General features: G+C 70.2%; 21 protein-coding genes. 6 read left to right on the forward strand and 15 right to left on the reverse strand.

From position 1 onward, the window contains the following. Positions 1 to 105: 105 nt before the first annotated feature. Entirely contained in the window at positions 106 to 459 is a 354-nt protein-coding gene (locus tag ACWD6R_RS35420; RefSeq protein ID WP_451822491.1) for a hypothetical protein, read from the reverse strand. 354 nt (positions 460 to 813) lie between these two features. Between ACWD6R_RS35420 and ACWD6R_RS35425 the strand changes: the two genes are divergently transcribed. Next, on the forward strand, positions 814 to 1,863 hold the full coding sequence (locus tag ACWD6R_RS35425) for an NlpC/P60 family protein (RefSeq protein ID WP_451822492.1): 1,050 nt from the start codon (positions 814 to 816) through the stop codon (positions 1,861 to 1,863). 70 nt (positions 1,864 to 1,933) lie between these two features. Then, positions 1,934 to 2,689, forward strand: a complete 756-nt coding sequence (locus tag ACWD6R_RS35430; protein ID WP_451822493.1) for a GNAT family N-acetyltransferase — start codon at positions 1,934 to 1,936, stop codon at positions 2,687 to 2,689. A gap of 69 nt (positions 2,690 to 2,758) precedes the next feature. On the opposite strand, the gene ACWD6R_RS35435 is transcribed toward ACWD6R_RS35430, so the two are convergent. Together ACWD6R_RS35435 and ACWD6R_RS35440 are read right to left on the reverse strand one after the other, a co-directional pair. After that, the gene (locus ACWD6R_RS35435; RefSeq protein ID WP_451822494.1) at positions 2,759 to 2,977 is read right to left on the reverse strand and encodes a DUF397 domain-containing protein; all 219 of its coding nucleotides are present in this window, start codon (positions 2,975 to 2,977) and stop codon (positions 2,759 to 2,761) included. Positions 2,978 to 2,990: 13 nt separating this feature from the next. Beyond that, positions 2,991 to 3,863, reverse strand: a complete 873-nt coding sequence (locus ACWD6R_RS35440) for a helix-turn-helix domain-containing protein (RefSeq protein WP_451822495.1) — start codon at positions 3,861 to 3,863, stop codon at positions 2,991 to 2,993. Positions 3,864 to 4,114: 251 nt separating this feature from the next. On the opposite strand from ACWD6R_RS35440, the gene ACWD6R_RS35445 reads away from it, so the two are divergent. Further along, complete coding sequence (locus ACWD6R_RS35445; RefSeq protein WP_451822496.1) at positions 4,115 to 4,558, forward strand: ATP-binding protein; 444 nt, start codon at positions 4,115 to 4,117, stop codon at positions 4,556 to 4,558. Between the two features lie 222 nt (positions 4,559 to 4,780). On the opposite strand, the gene ACWD6R_RS35450 is transcribed toward ACWD6R_RS35445, so the two are convergent. The 6 genes from ACWD6R_RS35450 to ACWD6R_RS35475 form a co-directional block, all read right to left on the reverse strand. Continuing rightward, positions 4,781 to 4,912 (reverse strand): hypothetical protein, encoded by a 132-nt coding sequence (locus ACWD6R_RS35450; RefSeq protein WP_451822497.1) that lies wholly within the window; start codon positions 4,910 to 4,912, stop codon positions 4,781 to 4,783. A gap of 296 nt (positions 4,913 to 5,208) precedes the next feature. Continuing rightward, complete coding sequence (locus ACWD6R_RS35455; RefSeq protein WP_451822498.1) at positions 5,209 to 7,737, reverse strand: FG-GAP-like repeat-containing protein; 2,529 nt, start codon at positions 7,735 to 7,737, stop codon at positions 5,209 to 5,211. Positions 7,738 to 7,987: 250 nt separating this feature from the next. Beyond that, positions 7,988 to 8,542: a hypothetical protein gene (locus ACWD6R_RS35460; protein WP_451822499.1), complete on the reverse strand. Its 555-nt coding sequence runs from the start codon at positions 8,540 to 8,542 to the stop codon at positions 7,988 to 7,990. 24 nt (positions 8,543 to 8,566) lie between these two features. Next, positions 8,567 to 9,040, reverse strand: a complete 474-nt coding sequence (locus tag ACWD6R_RS35465) for an FG-GAP repeat protein (RefSeq protein WP_451822500.1) — start codon at positions 9,038 to 9,040, stop codon at positions 8,567 to 8,569. A gap of 184 nt (positions 9,041 to 9,224) precedes the next feature. Then, complete coding sequence (locus tag ACWD6R_RS35470; protein WP_451822501.1) at positions 9,225 to 9,920, reverse strand: LuxR C-terminal-related transcriptional regulator; 696 nt, start codon at positions 9,918 to 9,920, stop codon at positions 9,225 to 9,227. Further along, positions 9,917 to 11,203, reverse strand: coding sequence for a PspC domain-containing protein (locus tag ACWD6R_RS35475; RefSeq protein ID WP_451822502.1), 1,287 nt, complete (start codon positions 11,201 to 11,203; stop codon positions 9,917 to 9,919). The genes ACWD6R_RS35470 and ACWD6R_RS35475 overlap by 4 nt, the downstream gene beginning before the upstream one ends. 190 nt (positions 11,204 to 11,393) lie before the next feature. On the opposite strand from ACWD6R_RS35475, the gene ACWD6R_RS35480 reads away from it, so the two are divergent. After that, the gene (locus ACWD6R_RS35480; protein ID WP_451822503.1) at positions 11,394 to 12,701 is read left to right on the forward strand and encodes a PspC domain-containing protein; all 1,308 of its coding nucleotides are present in this window, start codon (positions 11,394 to 11,396) and stop codon (positions 12,699 to 12,701) included. After that, positions 12,688 to 12,951 carry a hypothetical protein gene (locus ACWD6R_RS35485; RefSeq protein ID WP_451822504.1) on the forward strand — a complete coding sequence of 88 codons (264 nt, stop codon included), beginning with the start codon at positions 12,688 to 12,690 and terminating at the stop codon, positions 12,949 to 12,951. Before ACWD6R_RS35480 ends, ACWD6R_RS35485 begins: the two co-directional genes overlap by 14 nt. Here ACWD6R_RS35485 and ACWD6R_RS35490 read toward each other — a convergent pair. From ACWD6R_RS35490 to guaA, 6 genes are all read right to left on the reverse strand, one after another. After that, a complete protein-coding gene (locus ACWD6R_RS35490) occupies positions 12,858 to 13,367 on the reverse strand; it encodes a DoxX family protein (protein ID WP_451822505.1) in 510 nt (169 codons plus the stop codon). The two genes, ACWD6R_RS35485 and ACWD6R_RS35490, sit on opposite strands and share 94 nt — an antisense overlap. 312 nt (positions 13,368 to 13,679) lie before the next feature. After that, on the reverse strand, positions 13,680 to 14,945 hold the full coding sequence (locus tag ACWD6R_RS35495) for a hypothetical protein (RefSeq protein ID WP_451822506.1): 1,266 nt from the start codon (positions 14,943 to 14,945) through the stop codon (positions 13,680 to 13,682). 113 nt (positions 14,946 to 15,058) lie between these two features. Beyond that, positions 15,059 to 15,829 (reverse strand): class II aldolase/adducin family protein, encoded by a 771-nt coding sequence (locus tag ACWD6R_RS35500; RefSeq protein WP_451822507.1) that lies wholly within the window; start codon positions 15,827 to 15,829, stop codon positions 15,059 to 15,061. A 119-nt stretch (positions 15,830 to 15,948) separates the two neighbouring features. After that, positions 15,949 to 16,704: an SAM-dependent methyltransferase gene (locus ACWD6R_RS35505; protein WP_451822508.1), complete on the reverse strand. Its 756-nt coding sequence runs from the start codon at positions 16,702 to 16,704 to the stop codon at positions 15,949 to 15,951. Between the two features lie 47 nt (positions 16,705 to 16,751). Next, on the reverse strand, positions 16,752 to 17,354 hold the full coding sequence (locus ACWD6R_RS35510; RefSeq protein ID WP_451822509.1) for a Uma2 family endonuclease: 603 nt from the start codon (positions 17,352 to 17,354) through the stop codon (positions 16,752 to 16,754). A gap of 113 nt (positions 17,355 to 17,467) precedes the next feature. Next, positions 17,468 to 19,063, reverse strand: coding sequence for a glutamine-hydrolyzing GMP synthase (gene guaA / locus ACWD6R_RS35515; RefSeq protein ID WP_451822510.1), 1,596 nt, complete (start codon positions 19,061 to 19,063; stop codon positions 17,468 to 17,470). Between the two features lie 384 nt (positions 19,064 to 19,447). On the opposite strand from guaA, the gene ACWD6R_RS35520 reads away from it, so the two are divergent. Next, positions 19,448 to 19,756 carry a chorismate mutase gene (locus tag ACWD6R_RS35520; RefSeq protein ID WP_451822511.1) on the forward strand — a complete coding sequence of 103 codons (309 nt, stop codon included), beginning with the start codon at positions 19,448 to 19,450 and terminating at the stop codon, positions 19,754 to 19,756. The last annotated feature ends 68 nt before the right edge of the window (positions 19,757 to 19,824 follow it).

The raw sequence follows: 19,824 nt of genomic DNA on the forward strand, positions 1-19,824 counted from the left end.
GCCAGCGCAGTGAACAGGCCTGTGGTGAAGGCCCGTTGACGGAACAGGGCCGGGTCGATCAGCGGAGCGTCGGTCGGGCTCACTTGCGCATGAGGGTGGTCCGGCTCAGGTCCAGAGCGTCGCGATGAAGATGTTGGCGACCGTCAGTCCGCCGACCGCCGCGAACACGCCCTTCTCGGCCTTCTCCTCGTCCCGCTTGATGTAGACCAGCGCGAGGATCACCACCAGGACCGCCAGCTTCACGCCGATCTTGATGTTGTTGACCGGGTGGTCGTCGGCCTGGTTGAGCCCGACCAGCGCGACACCGGTGACCAGCATGGTCAGCGCGCCGTGCAGCATCGCCGGGACGAAGCGTGCCGTGCCCGCACCCATCGCCTTCATCTGGGTCAGGAAGCCACCCAGGAGGGAGGCGATGCCGATGATGTGCAGCGCGACGAAGACATTGATGAGTACGTCCATGAGGCCGAAGCCTAGCCGGGGCCATATCACCCCTCTTCGGCGAGGTGGGGGCTCCTTGGCATTTCACTTGCATCTGCACCAATTGCCTGACTTTGGTGCAATTTTTCAGTCACTCAACGACAGCACATTGCCAAATTCGGGCAATAACCGTCATTGCGACTCTTCCCCGCGCCCCGGGCTTAGCGTCCCTGTCCAGGTGGCCGGCTTCACCGCCGCTCCGCACCCGGACGGCAGCCCGGTCACCCGCCGAGAAATCCGGCGGCGGGCCGCTCCCCCTGTTGGCGTCCCGCCGCCGGACCTCAGCGGCCCGCCGGTAGGCCCCGACGGGCAGTCGACGCAAGGAGCCCCGCCCCCTTGGCAGCGCATCGGAAACCCAGGCAGCGCCCGCGCACCGGCTCCGCCGCCCGCACCGCAGCCACCCTCGCCTTCGCCGGGGCGGCGACCGCCGCCTCCCTGCCGGGCTCCGTGCACGCCGAACCACAGCCCACCCCCACCCGGATCAAGGCCGCGGTGGACCGGCTGTACCACGACGCCGAGGTCGCCACCGAGCAGTACAACGGCGCGAAGGAGAAGGCAACCGCCGCCGCCAAATCCCTGAACGCACTGCGCGACGAGGCCGCCCGCAGGACCGAACGCCTCAACGCATCCCGCAACGCACTCGGTTCGCTCGCCGCCGCGGAGTACCGCACCGGCGGCCTCGACCCCGCCGTGCAGCTGGCGCTGTCCTCGGACCCCGACCAGTATCTGCAACGGGCCTCGTACGTGGACCGGGCCGCCGACCGCCAGGCGGCCGAGGTCTCCAACGTGCAGCGGCAGGTCACCGAGATCGCCCAGCTGCGCGCGGAGGCGAAGGACGAGCTGGCGGCCCTCACCGCCCGCCGGGCCGACCTGAAGAAGCACCGGACGACGGTCAGGGCCAGACTGGCCGACACCCGGAAGCTCCTGGACACCCTCTCACCCGCGGAGCGCGCCGAGTTCGAACGCTCGGACACCGCCCGCGCCGCCGCCCGCGCGGATCGCAGCGCCCCGCGCTCAGGCACCGCCCAGGCCCCCAACGCCCGCGCCGCGGAGGCCATCACGTTCGCCTACGGGGCGCTCGGCAAGCCGTACGTCTGGGGCGCGACCGGACCGTCCTCGTTCGACTGCTCCGGGCTGACCCAGGCCGCCTGGCGCTCCGCCGGCGTCTCGCTCCCCCGCACCACATACACCCAGATCAACGCCGGCCGGAACATCCCCCGCTCCGAACTCGCCCCCGGTGACCTGGTGTTCTTCTACTCCGGGATCAGCCATGTCGGTCTCTATATCGGCGACGGACAGATGATCCACGCACCGCACCCCGGAGCGCCGGTCCGCATCGCGCCGATCGACGGCATGCCCTTCGCGGGAGCGACCCGGGTCGCATAGGCTCCCTTGCTCCGCAGTTCGCGGTCCTGAGTCCGGAGTCCCACCGGACCGGTCGAAGGGGGAACCCCATATGCCCATGGACGCCGACGTCCAGACCCACGCCCATACACTCGCCCTCCGCTCCCCCGACCACCTCCGGGTCGGCCCGTTCACCGTCCGTCACAACCCGAACTGGTCGCTGAAGTACGCCAATTACGCAATCCCGGACCGGGACGCCGAACCGACCGCGACCGACGTGCAGGAGCTGATCGCCGCATTCCGCGAACGGGACCGGATGCCGCGCCTGGAGTATCTGCCTAGCTGGGCACCCGCGGTCGAACCCGCCCTGCTCGCCGCCGGGTTCACCGTCGAGGACCGGGCGCCGATCCTGGCGTGCGCACCCGGCGACCTCCTGCCGCCGAAGCCCGTCGACACCCTCGTGCTCGCCGAACCGGCCACCGACGCCGAGTTCGACGCCGCCGCCCGCGTACAGCACCACGGGTACGGCGGGACCGGGGAGCCCGAGGGCGGCCAGGCCGCGTGGCTGCGCGACGCGGTGGCGGGCGGCGGAGTGGCGGCGCTCGCCACCCTCGACGGCACCCCGGCGGGCGCGGGCGGCTGCTCGGTCCCGGTCGACGGCCTCACCGAACTGACCGGTCTCGCCGTCGCCGACGCCTTCCGCCGCCGCGGCATCGGCGCCGCACTCTCCGCCCATCTGACCGCGGCCGCGTTCGCGCGGGGCTGCCGGGTGGTGTGGCTGGAGCCGGCCGACGCCACTGTGGAACGGATCTACGCGGGCATCGGCTACCGAAGGGTCGGCGAGAAACTCAACATCTCGCTCGACTGATCTGCGAATCTCATAAGCGGCCTACACGTAGACGGTCAATCGCCACAGGGGTGCTCCTTGCACGCGCCGCTAGGTCCACGGGCACATCCCCCAGCACGTGCGGGATGCGCCCTGCTTTACGTCCCCGAGGAAGGCGCTCCAGGCGGTGGCGGTGAAGGCGAGGACGCCGACCCGGCGGTCCTTGGTGTCGCGCAGATCCAGACCGGCTACCGACCGGCGGGCTTCGACGCACTCGCCGTTCTGCTGGCTGTAGGAGCTCTTGAACCACTCGGACCGATCAGAGGACATCTGCCGTTCTTCCTTAGCTGTGGGCCAGTTCGTTGGCCAGGCTGACCATCAGCGCCTCCGACTCCAGCGCGCTCAACGCTGTTGCTCGCACATGATCGAAGACTCCGTTGTAGTGCGCCGTATCCTCAGGCCCTTCGAGGTAGGCGTGGCTCGTGAAGCTCTCCAGGAGCACCACTTCCAGCTCCGTCGGAGCCGGGAAGTTGTAGAGCAGAAAGGGCAACATGCCACCCTTGCAGGCCCCTGCCGAGAAAGGTAGTACCTGCAACGTCACGTTCGGAAGCTGTGCCATCTCGACCAGGTGCAGCAATTGCTCCCGCAGCACCGCTCGTCCGCCGATCTGCTGCCTCAACGCCGCCTCCCCGAGGACCATCCATACGTGGAGAGGTTCCGGCCGACGTCCTGTCATCGCCTTCTGACGTTCAAGTCTAACGCGCACCTTGGTGAGTTGCGTCTCACCGGGAGGCCCAGCCGAGCCGCCTTGGATGACGGCCGTCGCGTACGCCTCGGTCTGGAACAGCCCAGGAATGATGCTCGGCTGGAAGCCCCGACATCCGGCGACCTCATCCTCCAGACCGATCAGGTCGAGAAAGTCCTGCGGAAGCTGGTCTTCCAACTCCCGCCACCAGCGCTGCCGTCGGCTCTCACGCGCAAGGGCAAGCCATCCTTCACGGGTCTTCGTGTCTTTGACGCCGTAAAAGTCGAGCAACGCTTTGAGGTCGAGCTGACGGATCCCGCTACGCCCTGACTCGATCCGGCTGACCTTCGCCGGGTGGCACCCGAGCTCCTGGGCGGCATCTTCAAGCAACCGGCCCTGCTCATCACGCAGTCGCCTCAGGTTCGCCCCCAGCACCCGGCGACGGACTGTTGGATTCTCCAGCACTGGCATGACGCCCCCTCAACCGAACTTCCACCGCGCACTCTTTGCGACCACCAACATACCCAGCGTCAGTGCCGGATGGAGTGAATTGAGGTGTTTCGCTTGCACCGTGCGAGCGCGACACCGCACCATACGGATGGTTGCTTTCTGCTCACGCACGGCAACTTTCTGCGGGTGGTCGCGCCAGGCCAAACCGCCATCCAGCCACGCGCTCTTGAGGGGGCACCCCTGTGTCTGTATCTGGAGAATCGCCGACAGCCATGGCCGTCACCAGCGTCGAAGCCCACCAACTCTTCCCTCGCCACCGCAGAAGCGCCGGCCGGGCCAGGGCTGCCCTCAGGCAGCAACTCATCGAGTGGAAGATCGCCGAAGAGCCGGCCGAGACAGCGGTGCTGCTGCTCTCCGAACTCGTCACCAACGCCGTCGAGCACGGCCGGGCCTCGCCCGGCCGGGAGATCGGAGCGCGATTCGCGCTCTACGACGGCACGTTGCGTATGGAGGTGGCCGATGCGAACGACGACCTCCCGAAGCCGCGCCCAGCCGGGATCGACGACGAGGATGGCCGCGGCCTGGCACTGGTGATCGCCCTCGCCGACCGGTGGGGGACGTGCCCGCGTAGGAACGGCATCGGGAAGGCAGTTTGGGTGGAGCTCATGCTTACCCCGGGCGATCAGGCGTCCATCCCTAGCGATGAAACGGGCTGAGCCGCCGCACTGGTCCAGACAGCAGGTCACCCACAAGGGCCGACTTGAGCGCCGAGTAGCCGAGGGGATTCTCACCCCTCGGCCCTCACAGATCCGTACGTGACGATCTCTCGTCATATGGCTCTTGTCGTTCTGGTCACCAGACGCGGGGGCAGCGCCGGGCCGCACAAGAATGTAACAGCTGTTCGAAAGGAAGGCTCCGCGCCGCAGGTCGTCGTCACGTCAGACGTCCTGCAGCATCCGGTCGTCCGGGACATCGGCGATCTCGGTCGGCGCGGGCGGCCGGGCGCACACGGGCCTTCCGTACTGCGATGGCTGGACCGTCATCGGCATCCCGTTGCAATCGCCCTTCATCTTCCGAATGTATGGAACGCCCAGGGCCGCCACGTACATGGTCACTGTGTTGTCGTCTCCCTCCTCGTCGGCGGCCGGGACAACGGGCTTGACGTCCAGCGGGACGACAACACAATCGGTTTCCGTCCCCAGCGCGGCGCGCTGAGGCAGTGAGGTTGCTGTCGCGGTCGGCGATCACGGCTCGCGTTGCTGGGGTGGGCGGTCCGGTTGGAGACCGGAACGCCCGCCGCCCTGCCTGCGATGCCTATGCGCAAGCGCGGTTTGTGCCGTGCCACGCGGAAGCACCAGAGGTGGGGTTATGGGGCCAGGGTGGTCCCCAGGTGCGCCCCGGCCGGTGTGCCGAGCTGGGTCGATCCGTAGTAGGTGGACGTGGACAGGCCCAGGCCGGTGCTGTTGCTCGGGACGGCCAGGAGTGCGCCGTTGCCCGTGTCTTCGCCCGCCGCGCCGATCGTCAGGTCGGCGCGGCCATAGCCGGAAAGATCCGTGAGGGAGACGGACGAGCCCAGGTTGTCGCCTGTCTCGGTGGAGCCGGGGACGCCGGTGGTGTCCTGCGAGATGGCCTGGGCGCCCGTTCCGGTGAGTCCGGTGGGGCTGCCCTTGAGGAGGATCGATGTGCCGGCGTCGGACTGGTTCACCGAGTTGCGGGTGATGTCCTCGTTCGGGGCGCCGGTCAGGACGTCCGCGTAACCGTCGGCGTTGTAGTCGCCGACCGAGACGGCGGTGCCCATGGCGTCGCCGGATTCGGCCGTGCCCGGCACCCCGGAGGTGTCCTGGTGGATGACCGTCGCGCCGGTGGAGGTCAGACCTGTGCCGGCGGTGCCGTAGAGGGCGGTGACCTGGCCGCCCGCGTGCGCGCCGGACTCGGCGGTGTAGGGCTGGCCGACGGCGATGTCGTCGATGCCGTCGCCGTTGATGTCGCCGGCGGCGAGGGAGCGGCCGCCCTTGACGGACAGGAGACCGGCCTTGGTGAGTCCGCCGCTGCCGCCCTTGAACCAGATGAGGCGGCCGATGCCGGCGGCGTCACGGTAGGTGAGGGCGACGTCCGCGTAGCCGTCACGGTTGAAGTCGCCGGATGCGGCGTCCTCGTAGGCGAGTGGGGTGGTGGCCGTGGTCAAGGTGCCGTACTGCGTGGTGGAGCCGGTCAGGTGGGTGTTCCAGCTGCCGCCGCTGCCGGTGCCCGCGGAGAAGACGTCGGCTTTGCCGTCCGCGTTGAAGTCGCCGACGGTGACGGCGGAACCGAGCTTGGCGCCCGCCGCGGTGGTGCCGACCGTGGTGTATGAGAGGCCTGAGGTGAGGCCGGGGCCGTACAGGACGGTGACGGCGCCGCGGTCGGCGTTGCCGGAGGTGTCGTCCTCACCAGGGACTCCGACGGCGAGGTCCGCGTAGCCGTCCCCGTTGATGTCGCCTGCTGCCGTGGCGGCGCCGAACGCGTCGCCGCTCTCCGCCGTGCCCGGGACGCCCGAACTGGCCTGGGTCAGTGTCCTTCTGGCGGCTGCAGAGGGTCCCGTGAGCGAGCCGGGGACGACGGTGAGGCTGCCGCTGGCGTTCTTCGGCATGCCGGCGACGAGGTCGCTGACGCCGTCGCGGCCCAGGTCCGCGGTGGGGCGGGCGGCGGAGGCGGTGGGTGAGGTGGTCAGTGCACGCAGGTCGGCGAGCCGGTCGTGCAGGTTCGCACCGGGGCAGGCGGTCGCCATGAGGTCCTGGTGGCTGGTGACGCGGTCGGTCTCGACCTGCTGGCCAGCGGTGTAGCGGCCGTTGTCGAACTCGGCGGTCAGCGTCGTCTTCGACAGCGGGTCCGCGCCGTACAGACCGAGCTTCCACCCGGCGATACGGGAGATCGCGGCGAGCGCGGCCGGAGTGGGCTTGGCGGTCTCCATGTTGCCCAGCAAAGAGATGCCGACCGTGTCGGGGTTGAAGCCGAGGGTGTGCCGGGCCTTGACCGGCTTGTCGACACCGCCCTTGCTGCCCTCGAAGATCTGCCCGCACTTGTCGACGACGAAGTTGTACCCGATGTCGCCCCAGCCCTGGGTTTTGACGTGGAAGGCCTGGATGGACCGGACCATGGCTGCGGACTGCGCACAGCTGTAGCTGTTACTGCCCGCCTCGTGATGGACCACGACGGCCTTGACTGCCGGGCTGTAGACGGTCGGACACTGCACGATCGACTCGTCCGCGCCCCAGGCGACGCGGGAGATGATCGCCGGCTTGGGAACAGGCCCGGTGGCCAACGTCGCGGGCGCAGTCGACAGGCCGTCCAGGCAACGCGGCCCGGTCACCGAGGTCGGCGACGGCGACGGGCTCGCGCTCTCGGCGGTGAACGCGGTGAGTTCGCTGCCCGCGGCGGGGGACCCGCCCGTCCCGGGGTCGACCAGGTCCAGACGCATCGACGCGGGCAGGGACCGTTTGCCGCTCACCCGGGCCTCGATACCGTCCGACGGGCCCACCCACAGCGGCTCGGTACTGCCGCGCATGCCTTTGCCCGAGCCGTCACGCCCCAAGTCGGGCGGCGTGTCAGCGATCTCGAGCCCGCGCCAGCCACTCCAGGTGCTGCTGCCGTCGGCATGCGTGCGGATCTCCACCTCGCCGCTGAGCCGCGCCTTGGCCGAGGGCCAGCTCACGGCCACCATCGAGAACTCCTCGGTGGTGGTCTGCTGCCGCTTACGCGCCGTCGCGGACGAACCCTCCAGGGCCAGGGTGCGGACGGCGGCGGGACGAACCTCGCGCTGCGAGTCCTCGGGCGAGGAAGTGGTGCCGATGGCCAGGGCGGCCAGCGCGCCGGAACCGATCAGCGCCGTGGCGAGGGAGGGCAGGACGATCCTGCGCATTCTTCGCTGCGGCAGCCGACGTCTGCCCAATCCTGTTTTCCTGCTGTTCGTCACAGATTCCCGTCCTGGTATCTCGGTGTACATGGTCTGCACCAACTCCAGCGCACCAGGCGCCACATCTGTCACATCCTGCTGGCGCCGCTCACGGTGGGCATCAGACGCACCCGTGACTGAATGCGGGATTTTAACGCCACATGCCGGGAGGTAACCGTCGTCATGAGGGTGACGATTGTCTCCCGGCACGAAGGTCTCAGCGTTGCTTGGGCGGGATTTCCGCGGTACAGGTGGCGCGTCCGTACGGGCCCGAGGCCGTGGCCATCTGGACATCTCTGCCGCGCAGGTCGACGCGGCAGGAGGCGTGGCCGCCCTTGGCGCCGAGCTGCACGGTCACTGTGGCAAGGCCGCTGGCGGGAGTGACGCGTGCGGCTGCGCGCCAAGGCAGTCGGGCCGTGGCTTCATGACCGAAGGCGGGCGTCTTGCTGGAGCCTGTCGTGAGGCTGGCGTGGTAGGTGATGTCGGCGGTGCCGGTCCCGGTGACGTGGTAGGCGATGGGTACGGAGTAGGACGGTCGTGTCTTGCCGTTCCCGCCCCAGGTGATGGCGATCCCAACGGCGAGCAGTGCGACGCCGACGATGCCGAGCAGCGTAGGGACGCCGACTCCCACCAGAAGGGAGATTCCGCGCGGGGCGGGGGTGTCTGTCGTGGCGGGCTCGCTGCCGTCCTCGGTCGAGACTCCCGTCGGCTTTGACGGTTCGGCGCCGGAGACTGGTGGCGCCGTATCGGCAGTGGTTTTGAACATGGTCATGGAAGTGGACTCCTGCAGGTGTGGTCAGGGGGCCAGGACGTCACCGATGTGGGCTCGGGCAGGAACGTTGAAGGTGCCGATGCCGGGGCCCGCACTGGAGGAGGCGAGGATGCCGGTGGCGCTGGAGTTGGCCATCAGGACCATGCCGTCGCCGGTGTTCTCGCCGCTGGCTCCGGCGGCCATGTCGGCGTAGCCGTCGCCGGTGGCATCCAGCAGCGCGGCGGCGGTGCCGAGCCGGTCGCCGGGTTCGGGGGCGCCGGCCATGTCGCCGGTGGCGTCGACGGTGGCGGAGCCCAGGGAGACGGAGCCGGTTCCGGTGAGGCCGGTGGCAGATCCCTTGAGGAGGAGGGTGGTACCGGCGTCGGCCTGGTTGACAGCGTTGAAGGTGAGGTCCTCTCCGGGGACTCCGGTGAGGACGTCGGCGTAACCGTCCTTGTTGGTGTCGCCGACCGCGACGGACGCGCCCATGTCGTCGCCCGTCTCGCCGGCGCCTGGCACGCCCGACGATTCCTGGTCCAGGGTCGTCTTCGAGGTGTCGGACAGGCCGGCGGTGGAGCCGTAGTAGGCGGTGACGCGGCCGCCGGTGACCGCCTTGGGCTGGCTGAAGTTCCCCCCTGAAGCTGGACAGGGTAGCCGCGTGATCGCTCACGCGCCTACTGATCGGTCGGAACGGATCGCCGCCTCAGACCAGCCGTCGGGCCGTCGCCCATCGCGTCAGCTCGTGCCGGTTCGACAGCTGGAGCTTCCGCAGCACCGCCGAGACATGCGACTCGACCGTCTTCACCGAGATGAACAGCTGCTTGGCGATCTCCTTGTACGCATAGCCACGCGCGATCAGCCGCAGCACCTCGCGCTCGCGCTGCGTCAGCCGGTCCAGGTCCTCGTCGACCGGCGGCGCGTCCGTCGAGGCGAACGCGTCGAGGACGAAGCCGGCCAGCCGGGGCGAGAACACCGCGTCGCCGTCCTGCACCCGGAAGACCGAGTCGACCAGGTCGGCCCCGGTGATCGTCTTGGTGACATAGCCGCGGGCGCCGCCCCGGATGACACCGATGACATCCTCGGCCGCGTCCGAGACGGACAGCGCCAGGAACCGCACCGGGTTCTCGACCGCGCCCATCAGCGGGGCGCAGCGGCGCAGCACCTCGACGCCGCCGCCGCCCGGCAGGTGCACGTCGAGGAGGACGACCTCGGGGCGGGTCGCCGTGATGACGGTGACCGCCTGGTCGACGTCGGCGGCCTCGCCGACGACCTCGACACCGGTCTCCTCGGTGCGGCCGATCTCGGCCTGGACTCCGGTGCGGAACATCCGGTGGTCGTCGACGAGCACGACCCGTACCCGGTGCTCCGGGCCCCCGGTCGTTTCGGTGGTCTCCGTCATTCGCTCGCCCTCTCCATCTCCAGCTCGACTTCCGTGCCCCCGCCGGGCACCGAACGCAGCCGCGCCGTACCGCCGTTGCGCTGCATCCGGCCGATGATTGATTCTCGTACGCCCATTCTGTCCCCCGGTACGGAATCCGGATCGAATCCCGGTCCGCGGTCCCGTACGGAGACGAAGACCGTGCGGCCCTCGACCTCCGCGTAGACCTGCACGGCGCCGCCCTCGCCACCGTACTTCGCGGCATTGACCATCGCCTCGCGTGCGGCCTGCATCTGCGCGGCGAGCTTCTCGTCGAGCGGGCAGTCGCCGACGACGACGACCTCCAGCGGGACGCCGTGCTTGTCCTCGACCTCGGCGGCGGCGCGTTTGACCGCTTCGGCGAGGGTCTCCGGTTCGTCGCCCTCGTCCTTGCCGGTGCCCTCGGGGTTGTACAGCCAGTTGCGCAACTCGCGTTCCTGGGCGCGGGCCAGTCTGCGGACCTCGTTGCCGTCGTCCGCGTTGCGCTGGATCAGGGTGAGGGTGTGCAGCACGGAGTCGTGGACGTGAGCCGCGACCTCGGCGCGTTCCTGTGCCCTGATGCGCATCAGGCGTTCCTCCGACAGGTCCTGGGTCATGCGGACCAGATAGGGACCCGCCAGCAGCGCGATGCCGGTGAGGACGGCGATCGCCGCCGTCAGGACATTGCCGAGCTGGGCCGCGGAGCCGCGTACCACCATGAACACGGCGAGTCCCAGGCCGACCAGGGCGACCCCCGCCAGCGCCCGGGCCAGATGCAGCACCCGGCGGCGGCTTCCGACCTCCATCCAGCGGGCCCGGCGGGCGTTGTCGGCCTGCCGCCACACCAGGACGGAGCCCGCGCCGATCAGCAGCGTCGGCCAGATGTAACGGTCGGCCTCGCTGCCCATGTCGACGTTGCCGACGAAGACGACGGCGCCTATGAGGAGCGCGAGGAGGGCGAACACCTGCCCCTTGTCGGGCTTGCGGAGCCTGCGCCGGCCGTCGGGGGCCGTCTCGAAGACGGAGCGCGGCGCGTCGACGCCGCCGACGCCGAGCGGGACGACAATCCAGAACACGGCGTAGAGCAGAGCCCCGAGGCCGTCCGCGAAAAACAGTCCGAGGAAGACGAACCGCACCCAGACGACGGGCAGCCCGAGATGTCCGGCGAGACCGCGTGCGACGCCGCCGAGCAGCCGCCCGTCGGCGCTGCGGTACAGCTTGCGCAGCGGTGGCTCCTCCGGGTCGGCGCTGAGGGAGCTTGCGGCTCGGGGTGTGGCGGTCGGCATGCCCCGATCGTCACATGGACGGGTGAGCGGCGGTATCAGGGTCTGCCCCCACTTCGACCCTGAGACGGGCAGGTCGCACCCGCCGCACGCCCCGCGACGGCGCCCTTCAGGGTCCGGGGGAACCAATATCAGGGATCGGCCAGGGTCGGCACGGGTCCCGTCGGCACCGGCCGCCCGTCACCATGGAGCCATGACCGTTCCCCAGGACGCCGCGCCCGGCGTCGCACCGCCGCCCGCGCCGAGACCGCAGCTGCAGCGCAGCTCGCGGCAGAAAGTGGTGGCCGGGGTGTGCGGCGGACTCGGCCGGTACTGCGACGTGGACCCGGTGATCTTCCGGATCGTGATCGGTGTGCTGTCGGTGACCGGTGGCGTCGGCCTGATCTTCTACGGCTTCGCGTGGCTGCTGCTCCCGCTGGAGGGCGAGGAGGAGAACGAGGCGCGCAGGCTGCTGTCCGGCCGGGTCGAGGGGGCGTCGCTGGTCGCGGTGCTGCTCGCGCTGATCGGCTGCGGGCTGTTCCTGTCCATGCTGGGCAACGGCAGCATGCTGGTGTTCAGCGCGATGCTGACGCTCGCCGTCATCGGCCTCAGCGTCTGGACGCAGCACCGCAGGACCGCCGCTCCCGAGGATCCGCTGCACCCGGCGGCCGCGCAGGCGGTGGCGGACGCCCCGCCGGAGGTGAAAGCCCCGCCGTCGCCGGGCAGCCCGTCCTGGTGGCGGGATCCGATCATCAAGGACGGCACGTCCGGGCCGGTGGGACCGGGGTATCTGTGGGGCCCGGCGGGTGCGGTGGCCGACAGTCCGCCGGTACCCCGCAGGGCGGCGGACACCCCGTACCGCGCACCCGAGCCGGCCCGGGCCGACCGGGGGCCGCGCTCGATCGGCGGCCCGGTCTTTCTGCTCGCCCTGATCGCGGGCGGTCTGGGCACGGGGCTGAGCTGGCACACGCATCCGTTCGGTACGAGCCTGCAGTTCGGCCTGGCCGCAGCGCTCGCCGTGTTCGGTGCGGGGATGCTGGTCAGCACCTTCCTCGGCAGGACCGGGTTCGGCACCGTCCTGCTGGCAATGATCACGGCGGCGCTGCTGGCGGGCGCGGCCTCGCTGCCGAAGGACATCGGCACCCATTGGGTACGGGAGGAATGGCGCCCGGCGTCGGTCGCCGCGGTCCAGCCGCGGTACGAGCTGGGCAGCGGTGTCGGCACACTCGACCTGTCGAAGGTGCCGGTCCCGAAGGGTGACACGGTCCGGACGCAGCTGGGGGTCGGCGCGGGCCGGGCGGTCGTCGTCGTACCGAAGGCGGTGACGCTCCGGGTGCGGGCGGACGCCGGGGTCGGCGACATCCGGCTGCCGGGCGATCCGCCGGGCGATGTGGACGTCAGCCCGTCGCGGAAGGAACACCGCACGATCGCCCCGCCCGCGGGCGTCACCCCGGCGGGCACGGTCGAGCTGGATCTGGAAGTCGGTATCGGACAGGTGGAGGTCATTCGTGCTGCGTCATGAGATCCGGCCGGGCCGGGCGGTCGCGGGCATCGCGATGCTCGCCCTCGCCGCCGGTTACGCGGCGGACGCGGCGGGCACCTGGGACGCCCCCTGGGTCTTCTTCTTCCCGGTGTTCTTCGGCGGCCTCTGGCTCGCCGCGACCACGACGTGGATCAGCTACCGTATCCGTCGCCGTCGCGACGCGAGGAAGGCATCCACGGAGAACGACGCGGCGCCGCCGAGCACCAGCGGCAGCCAGGCCATGAGGTAGGCCAGGTCGTTGCCGAAGTAGTACGGCTTGACCTGCCAGCTCACGGTCAGCCACAGACTCAGCGAGATCAGCGCCCCGCCGAGTGCGGCGAGCCGGGCCCACAGCCCGATCAGGGTGCCGATGCCGACGGCGATCTCACCGAGGGCGATGGCGTACCCGAAGGCTCCCGGGCTCTTCAGCGCGAGGTCGACGAGGGCCGGGATCGCGGCCGAGTCGCGCACCGCGTGCATCGTCTCGCCGATGGAGCCGGGGGCGGTGGCGCGGAAGAAGGCACTGTCCGTCAGTTTGTCGAGCCCGGCATAGAGAAAGGTGAAACCGAGAAAGATCCGCAGCGGCAGCAGGGCATGCTCCCGCGCCAGCTCCCGGATGCTTCTCACCTCGCCCAGACCTCGCGAATTCGTGCCATACACACGCATAAGACCCCGCCCTTCCGTCCCACGCATAAGACCCCGCCCTTCCGTCGACCCGTCACCAGACCATACGTACGCGGCGAACGGGCTGCTCACCTGCCCCGCGGTTCGATCAGACGCAAGCGGCGGCCGGGCGGGGAGGGACAGTCGATCGCATCTCAGACCGACCGGCAATGGGGGGCGGCGTCACGGGGCTGGGGCACGCACCTCGCGGCGTTGTCGTCCATCACCATGACTCCGCCATGGCTCAATCCTCCGCCTTGCGATGCACGCACCCCAGCCCCGCTCCTTCACCCACCCCCCCATTGCCGGTCGGTCTCAGTCCGTGACGTCGATCTCGACCCGGTTCGTTTCCACCCCGGCGGCCGTCACGACCTGTACGTCCACCAGTCCCGGTTCGACCTCCACCGGCACCGGCACGGTGAGCACGGTGTCCGCCGGGTTGGCGAAGCCGCCTGCCACCGGGACCAGCGGGACATGGACATGGACCCGGCCGATCCGGACGACCACCCGGGCCAGCCGGTCCGGGGCCCCGGCGCCGGGCGGTACGAAACCTGCGCCGCGGATCTCGATGTCGTCGCCGGTACGGATCGGCGCGTCCAGATCCCCGGGCTCCCGGGCCCGTACGACGGACAGCACGACCGGACGCCCACCCTCCGTGTACTTGCCCGCGAAGTACGTCACCGCGGAGACGGCCACCAGTAGGGCCAGCCCCCAGGGCAGATCGGGCAGTTGCTCGGGCCGGCGGGCCAGCCGGACCACGGCGAAGAGTACGGCGACGGCGCTCACCAGCACGTACTGCACGTCGGTGAAACTGCCCCGCCCGGAGTCGTCGGTCAGCAGATCGGCGGCGCGCGGCCGGTCGGCGCGCAGCTTCTGCAAACGCCCGGCGAGGGCGCGTACGGTCACCACCCGGCGCACAACCACGGCAATGGTGCAGACCAGCGCCAGCGCGGTCAGCACCCCGGCGCCACGCGCCAGCTCCAGACCGTCGATCAGCGCGTCGCGCTCCGCATGGCCGGAGGCGCCCGCCAGCTGGAATGCGAGGACGAGTACGGAGAAGACGGCGAGCAGCACCCAGGCCACGGCGACCGCACGGGAGGTGGAGAGCCGGTTGTCCTCGCCGATCAGCGGGGCGAGCACGCCGCCGCGGGCCCGGTGGAAGCGGGCGGCGCCGGTCAGCAGCCCGGCGGTGACGAGCGCGGCGACCAGACCGGCGGTACGGGCCGTCGACCAGCCCGCACCGATGGCGGTGCCTGCCTCGCCGATGGCGAGCAGGGCGACGCCTCCCCAGACGACGGTCAGGGTGCGCACCCACACCTGGTGAAGCCAGGCGTCGCCGGCCTCCCGGCTGCGCTCGGCGACCGTACGGGCCGACTCGGTCAGCTCGTCGGAGACCCACTGGCGGGTCGCGGACGCGGACTGGGCGACACCGGTCGGCAGCCCCTGGCCCGCGGCGAGTCCGTCCCGCTTGGCCAGGAAGGCGGCCACCGCGCGCCGGTGTCCCTCGCGCGCTCCGTGCGGGCAGTCGCCGCACGTGCAGCCACCGCCGTGAGCGCCTTGTCGTGCCTCGTCCAACGCCACGGAGAACGCCGCCCTTTCCCGCCCACGTACTGCCAACTGACCACCGATTGCTGCGAATTGTGCCGTACGGGACGGGCCGGGCCCGCATCGGGGCCGCCGGGACGCGCGGATCGTCAGAATGTTCGGGAGATCCTCTTCCACAGCGGCTGGTAGTTGATCCAGGCCACCAGATCGCTGCCGAGCTGTTCGCGGGTGACCACCGCCTCCCGGTGCTCGATCAGAACCGGCTTCCCGGCCGCCCGCGCGGTCAGCTGCACCTGGCAGGAACGCTCCATCGTGACGAACCACCAGGCAGCCGCGTCCACCGAGTCGCCGACCGTCAGCAGCCCGTGGTTGCGCAGGATGATCGCCTTGCGGGGACCGAGCGCGGCCGCGATCCGTCGCCCTTCCTCCTCGTCGACGACGACCCCGGTGTAGGCCTGGTAGACCGCGTGGTCCTCGTAGAAGGCGCAGGACTCCTGGGTGATCGGCTCGATGAACTCACCGAGCGCGGACAGCGCCCGCCCGTGCAGGGAGTGCGTGTGCGCGACGGCGACGACGTCCGGGCGGGCCCGGTGCACCTGGGCATGGACGGCGAACGCCGCCTGATTGACGTGGTGGCGCCCCTCGACGACCTGCCCGTCGCCGTTGACCAGGATCAGCTCGTCCGGCAGGAGTCCGTCGAAGGGGGCGCCGAACGGGTTGACCCAGAAGCAGTCGGCGAACTCCGGGTCGCGCGCGGTGAGGTGACCGGAGACCCCGTCCTCGTACCCGTACTCACCGAACAGCCGCAACGCCCCGGCCAGCCGCTCCTTGCGGTGCGCGCGTTCCTCGCCGACCGACTCGTGGACGGGCGGCATCGCGAACTGCAGCTGTTCGACGGGGATCGGCGTGGGCTCGGGCATGGCGACTCCTCGGGGCTCCCAGGGCATTCGGCTCGGAAGGTACCGCCGGTCACCGCAGGTGGCCAGAGCGATCACGTACCGATTCATGCACCGGTCCGGGTACGGGTTCGGGGCCCCTTTCAGGCGCTGAGCACGAGGTAGGCGAGGCCGAGTGTTCCCCGGTAGCCCCCGTAGTAGCCGGTGCGCCGGTCGTCGACTGTTGCGACGACACCGTCGTGCAGCGGATGCCCCGGATGGGCCAGCGCCCAGCGCTCGCCCCTCCCGATGTTGGCGTTCGCCTCGAAGAGGTCCCATTCACGCTGGTCGGCGACGGTCACCTGGAGCGGCCGCAGCCCGACGGCCTCGGCCTGCCGGATCAGCTCGAGCAGCGAACCGAAGTCCCCCGGCTCAGCCCCCAGCCCGGCCAGCGCCCGCTCGGACGGCTCGCGCTCCCAGAACCCTTCCCCGAACAGCACCCGCCCGCCGGGCCGCACGGCCGCCCGCAGCGCCTTCAGTGCCTCGCAGGTGGACCCGGGCCAGGCATGCGAGGCCCCGATGGACACCGCCAGGTCGTAACCGTCGTCCGCCCACTCGGCGGCAGGCGTCCGATGGAACCGTACGCGCTCCGCGAGCCCCCGCTCCCCGGCGAGCGCCTGCCCCCGCGCCACGGCCTCGGGATCGGTCTCGACGCCGTCCCCGGTACTCCCGGGCGCCGACTCCACCAGCCTCATCAGCAGCTCGCCCCAGCCGCTGCCGAGGTCCACGATCCGCGCCCCGGGCCCGGGAGCGCAGGCATCGACGAGCTGAACGGCATGCTCCTCGGAGAGCGGGGTGTTCCAGGTCAGGCGGTCGTTGTGGGCGGCGGACATCAGGGCGCGGATCTCATCGGCAGACATGAGGGCGAAGCCTGGCACAGATACCGGGAGCGGTTCACCCCAATTTTTTACGGGCGGCGGCGGTTGATCGCAGTGAGGTCGATCTCGATAGGGAAGGGCACGTCCAGCTTCAGCTTGTTGTGGTGGATGCCGGTGGCCACGTAAGCCCTGAGCGCGGGATCGAGTTCGTAGACGTACACGACCGGCAGGCCCTGGTTCTGCTCCACCCGCCAGAAGTACCGCACGCCTGCGGCGGCGTACTTGCGGGGCTTGACCTCACGGTCCCTGTCTTCCGATTCCTCAGAGACGACCTCCACGGCCAGAATGACGTCCTCCGGCCGGAGCCACGTATCTTTCGGACCGGTATCGGCCCCGAGAGGAACCACGAGCACGTCCGGCTCAGGTCGGTTCCGCTTGTTCAGCCTGATGCTGAATTCCCGGAAGACATCGAGATCGTCCGGGGCCTGGTCAAGAAGTGCGTTTTCCAGCAGACGCATGGTTCGCATATGAAACTTGGTCTGCGGACTCATGAAAACGAGGCTCCCGTCGATCAACTCCGTGCGCCTTGGCAGGTTCGGCAGCCGGTCGAGGTCGTCAGCCGTCCAGCCGCCGGGCGGGGGGACCGGATAGTTGTACTTCTCGTCCAACTCGAACTCGGGTGCGGCGCTCATGATTGCTCCCATGGGAGTGAGTCTCGTCTCTTGAGCCAGCGTACCCAGCGGATACGGCAATGCCGCCGCTCGGACGAATGAGCGACGGCATCACGTTGACCCTGCGGGGAGGGTTACTCCCACTCGATGGTGCCCGGCGGCTTGCTCGTCACGTCGAGGACGACGCGGTTGACGTCGGCGACCTCGTTGGTGATGCGGGTGGAGATCTTCGCCAGGACCTCGTACGGCAGGCGCGACCAGTCGGCCGTCATCGCGTCCTCGGAGGAGACGGGGCGCAGCACGATCGGGTGGCCGTAGGTGCGGCCGTCGCCCTGGACGCCGACCGAGCGGACATCGGCCAGGAGGACCACCGGGCACTGCCAGATGTCGCGGTCGAGTCCGGCCGCGGTCAGCTCCTCGCGGGCGATGGCGTCGGCCTCGCGGAGCAGGTCGAGCCGGCCCTTGGTGACCTCGCCGACGATCCGGATACCGAGACCGGGGCCGGGGAAGGGCTGGCGCTGGACGATCTCCTCCGGCAGGCCGAGCTCCTGGCCGACCATCCGGACCTCGTCCTTGAACAGCTGGCGCAGCGGCTCGACGAGCTGGAACTCGATGTCGTCGGGGAGGCCGCCCACGTTGTGGTGGGACTTGATGTTGGCGGTGCCGGTGCCGCCGCCGGACTCGACGACGTCCGGGTAGAGCGTGCCCTGCACGAGGAACGCGACGTCCTCGCCGGCCGCGCCCGCCTCGGCGACGAGTTCGGCCTGTGCCTGCTCGAAGACGCGGATGAACTCGCGGCCGATGATCTTCCGCTTCTGCTCGGGATCGGAGACCCCGGCCAGCGCGTTCAGGAACCGCTCCTCGGCGTCGACGACCTTCAGCTGGACGCCGGTGGCGGCCACGAAGTCCTTCTCGACCTGCTCGGTCTCGCCCTTGCGCATCAGACCGTGATCCACGTACACGCAGGTCAGCTGGGAGCCGATGGCCTTCTGAACGAGGGCTGCGGCGACCGCGGAGTCCACACCGCCGGAGAGGCCGCAGATGGCGCGCTTGGTGCCGACCTGCTCACGGATCAGCGCGATCTGCTCCTCGACGACGTTCGTCGTGGTCCAGGTCGGCTCGATGCCCGCGCCGCGGTAGAGGAAGTGCTCCAGGACCTGCTGGCCGTACGTGGAGTGCAGGACCTCGGGGTGGTACTGGACGCCGTAGAGCTTCTTCTCGTCGTTCTCGAAGGCGGCGACCGGTACGACGTCCGTGGACGCGGTGACGGTGAAGCCCTCGGGAGCGGCGGAGCAGGCGTCGCCGTGCGACATCCAGACGGACTGCTCGGCGGGCGTGCCCTCGAAGAGCGTGGAACCGGTCTTGGAGACCGTCAGCGGGGTGCGGCCGTACTCGCGGGCACCGTTGTCGTCGACGGTGCCGCCGAGCGTGGTGGCCATCAGCTGGAAGCCGTAGCACATACCGAAGACCGGGACCCCGGCCTCGAACAGCGAGCGGTCGAGACTGGGCGCGCCGTCCGCGTACACCGAGGAGGGGCCACCGGACAGGATGATCGCCCGGGGGTTCTTGGCCAGCATCTCGGCCACCGGCATCGTGGACGGGACGATCTCGCTGTAGACCCGGGCCTCACGGACGCGGCGGGCGATGAGCTGGGCGTACTGCGCGCCGAAATCGACGACAAGGACCACGTCGGGTGTGGTGTCGGGGGCGGCGGGGGGTGCTGCTGGCACGGGGGCGGCCTTCCGGCGTTGAGAGGGGGGTCGGTTCTGCCGATTCTACCGGGGTTGCGAGGGAGACGGACTTCTGCGTCTTCCGGGGTACGGGCCAAGACCCTCCGGGCGTCCGCCGGAGCGGAGTGCGCGGACCGAACCGTCGGTGGCGTCTCAGCATCCGGGCCGCGCGTTGGCCCATCGCCCGGCGCGGGTCCATACTGACGCCATGCATCAGCACACGACCTTCGTCTTTACCTATGGCATCCGGCCCGCCGGCTGCCATGGTCGTGCTGCTTGAGCAACTGACAAGCAACGTTCCAGGCGCCCCGGGCCGACAGGCCCGGGGCGTTCTGCGTTCGGGGTCCGACCGCCCCGGGGACCACATCCCCCAGGAGCCACACCATGAGCAACAGCACCGCCGCCGCCGCGAAGACCCTCATCGAGAAGACCGGTGCGAACACCGATGAGGCCGCCCGGCTGATCGGTGACGCCCGCGAGCGCATCGACGCCCTCGACGACCGGATCATCGGGCTCGTCCAGGAACGGATGGCCGTCTCGGCAGTCATTCAGGAGGCGCGGATCACCTCCGGCGGCCGCCGGGTCAGCCTCTCCCGCGAGATGGAGATCCTCGGCCAGTACCGAAAGGCGCTCGGCAAGCCCGGCACCTCGCTCGCCATGACGCTGCTGGAGCTGTGCCGCGGCCGCGTGTGACTCCCCGCAGGCCGGCCGCGTGCAACCACCCGCAGGCCGGGCGCGCGGCGGCCGGCCTGCGGGTGGTT

It is taken from the genome of Streptomyces sp. NPDC005151, assembly GCF_053599875.1.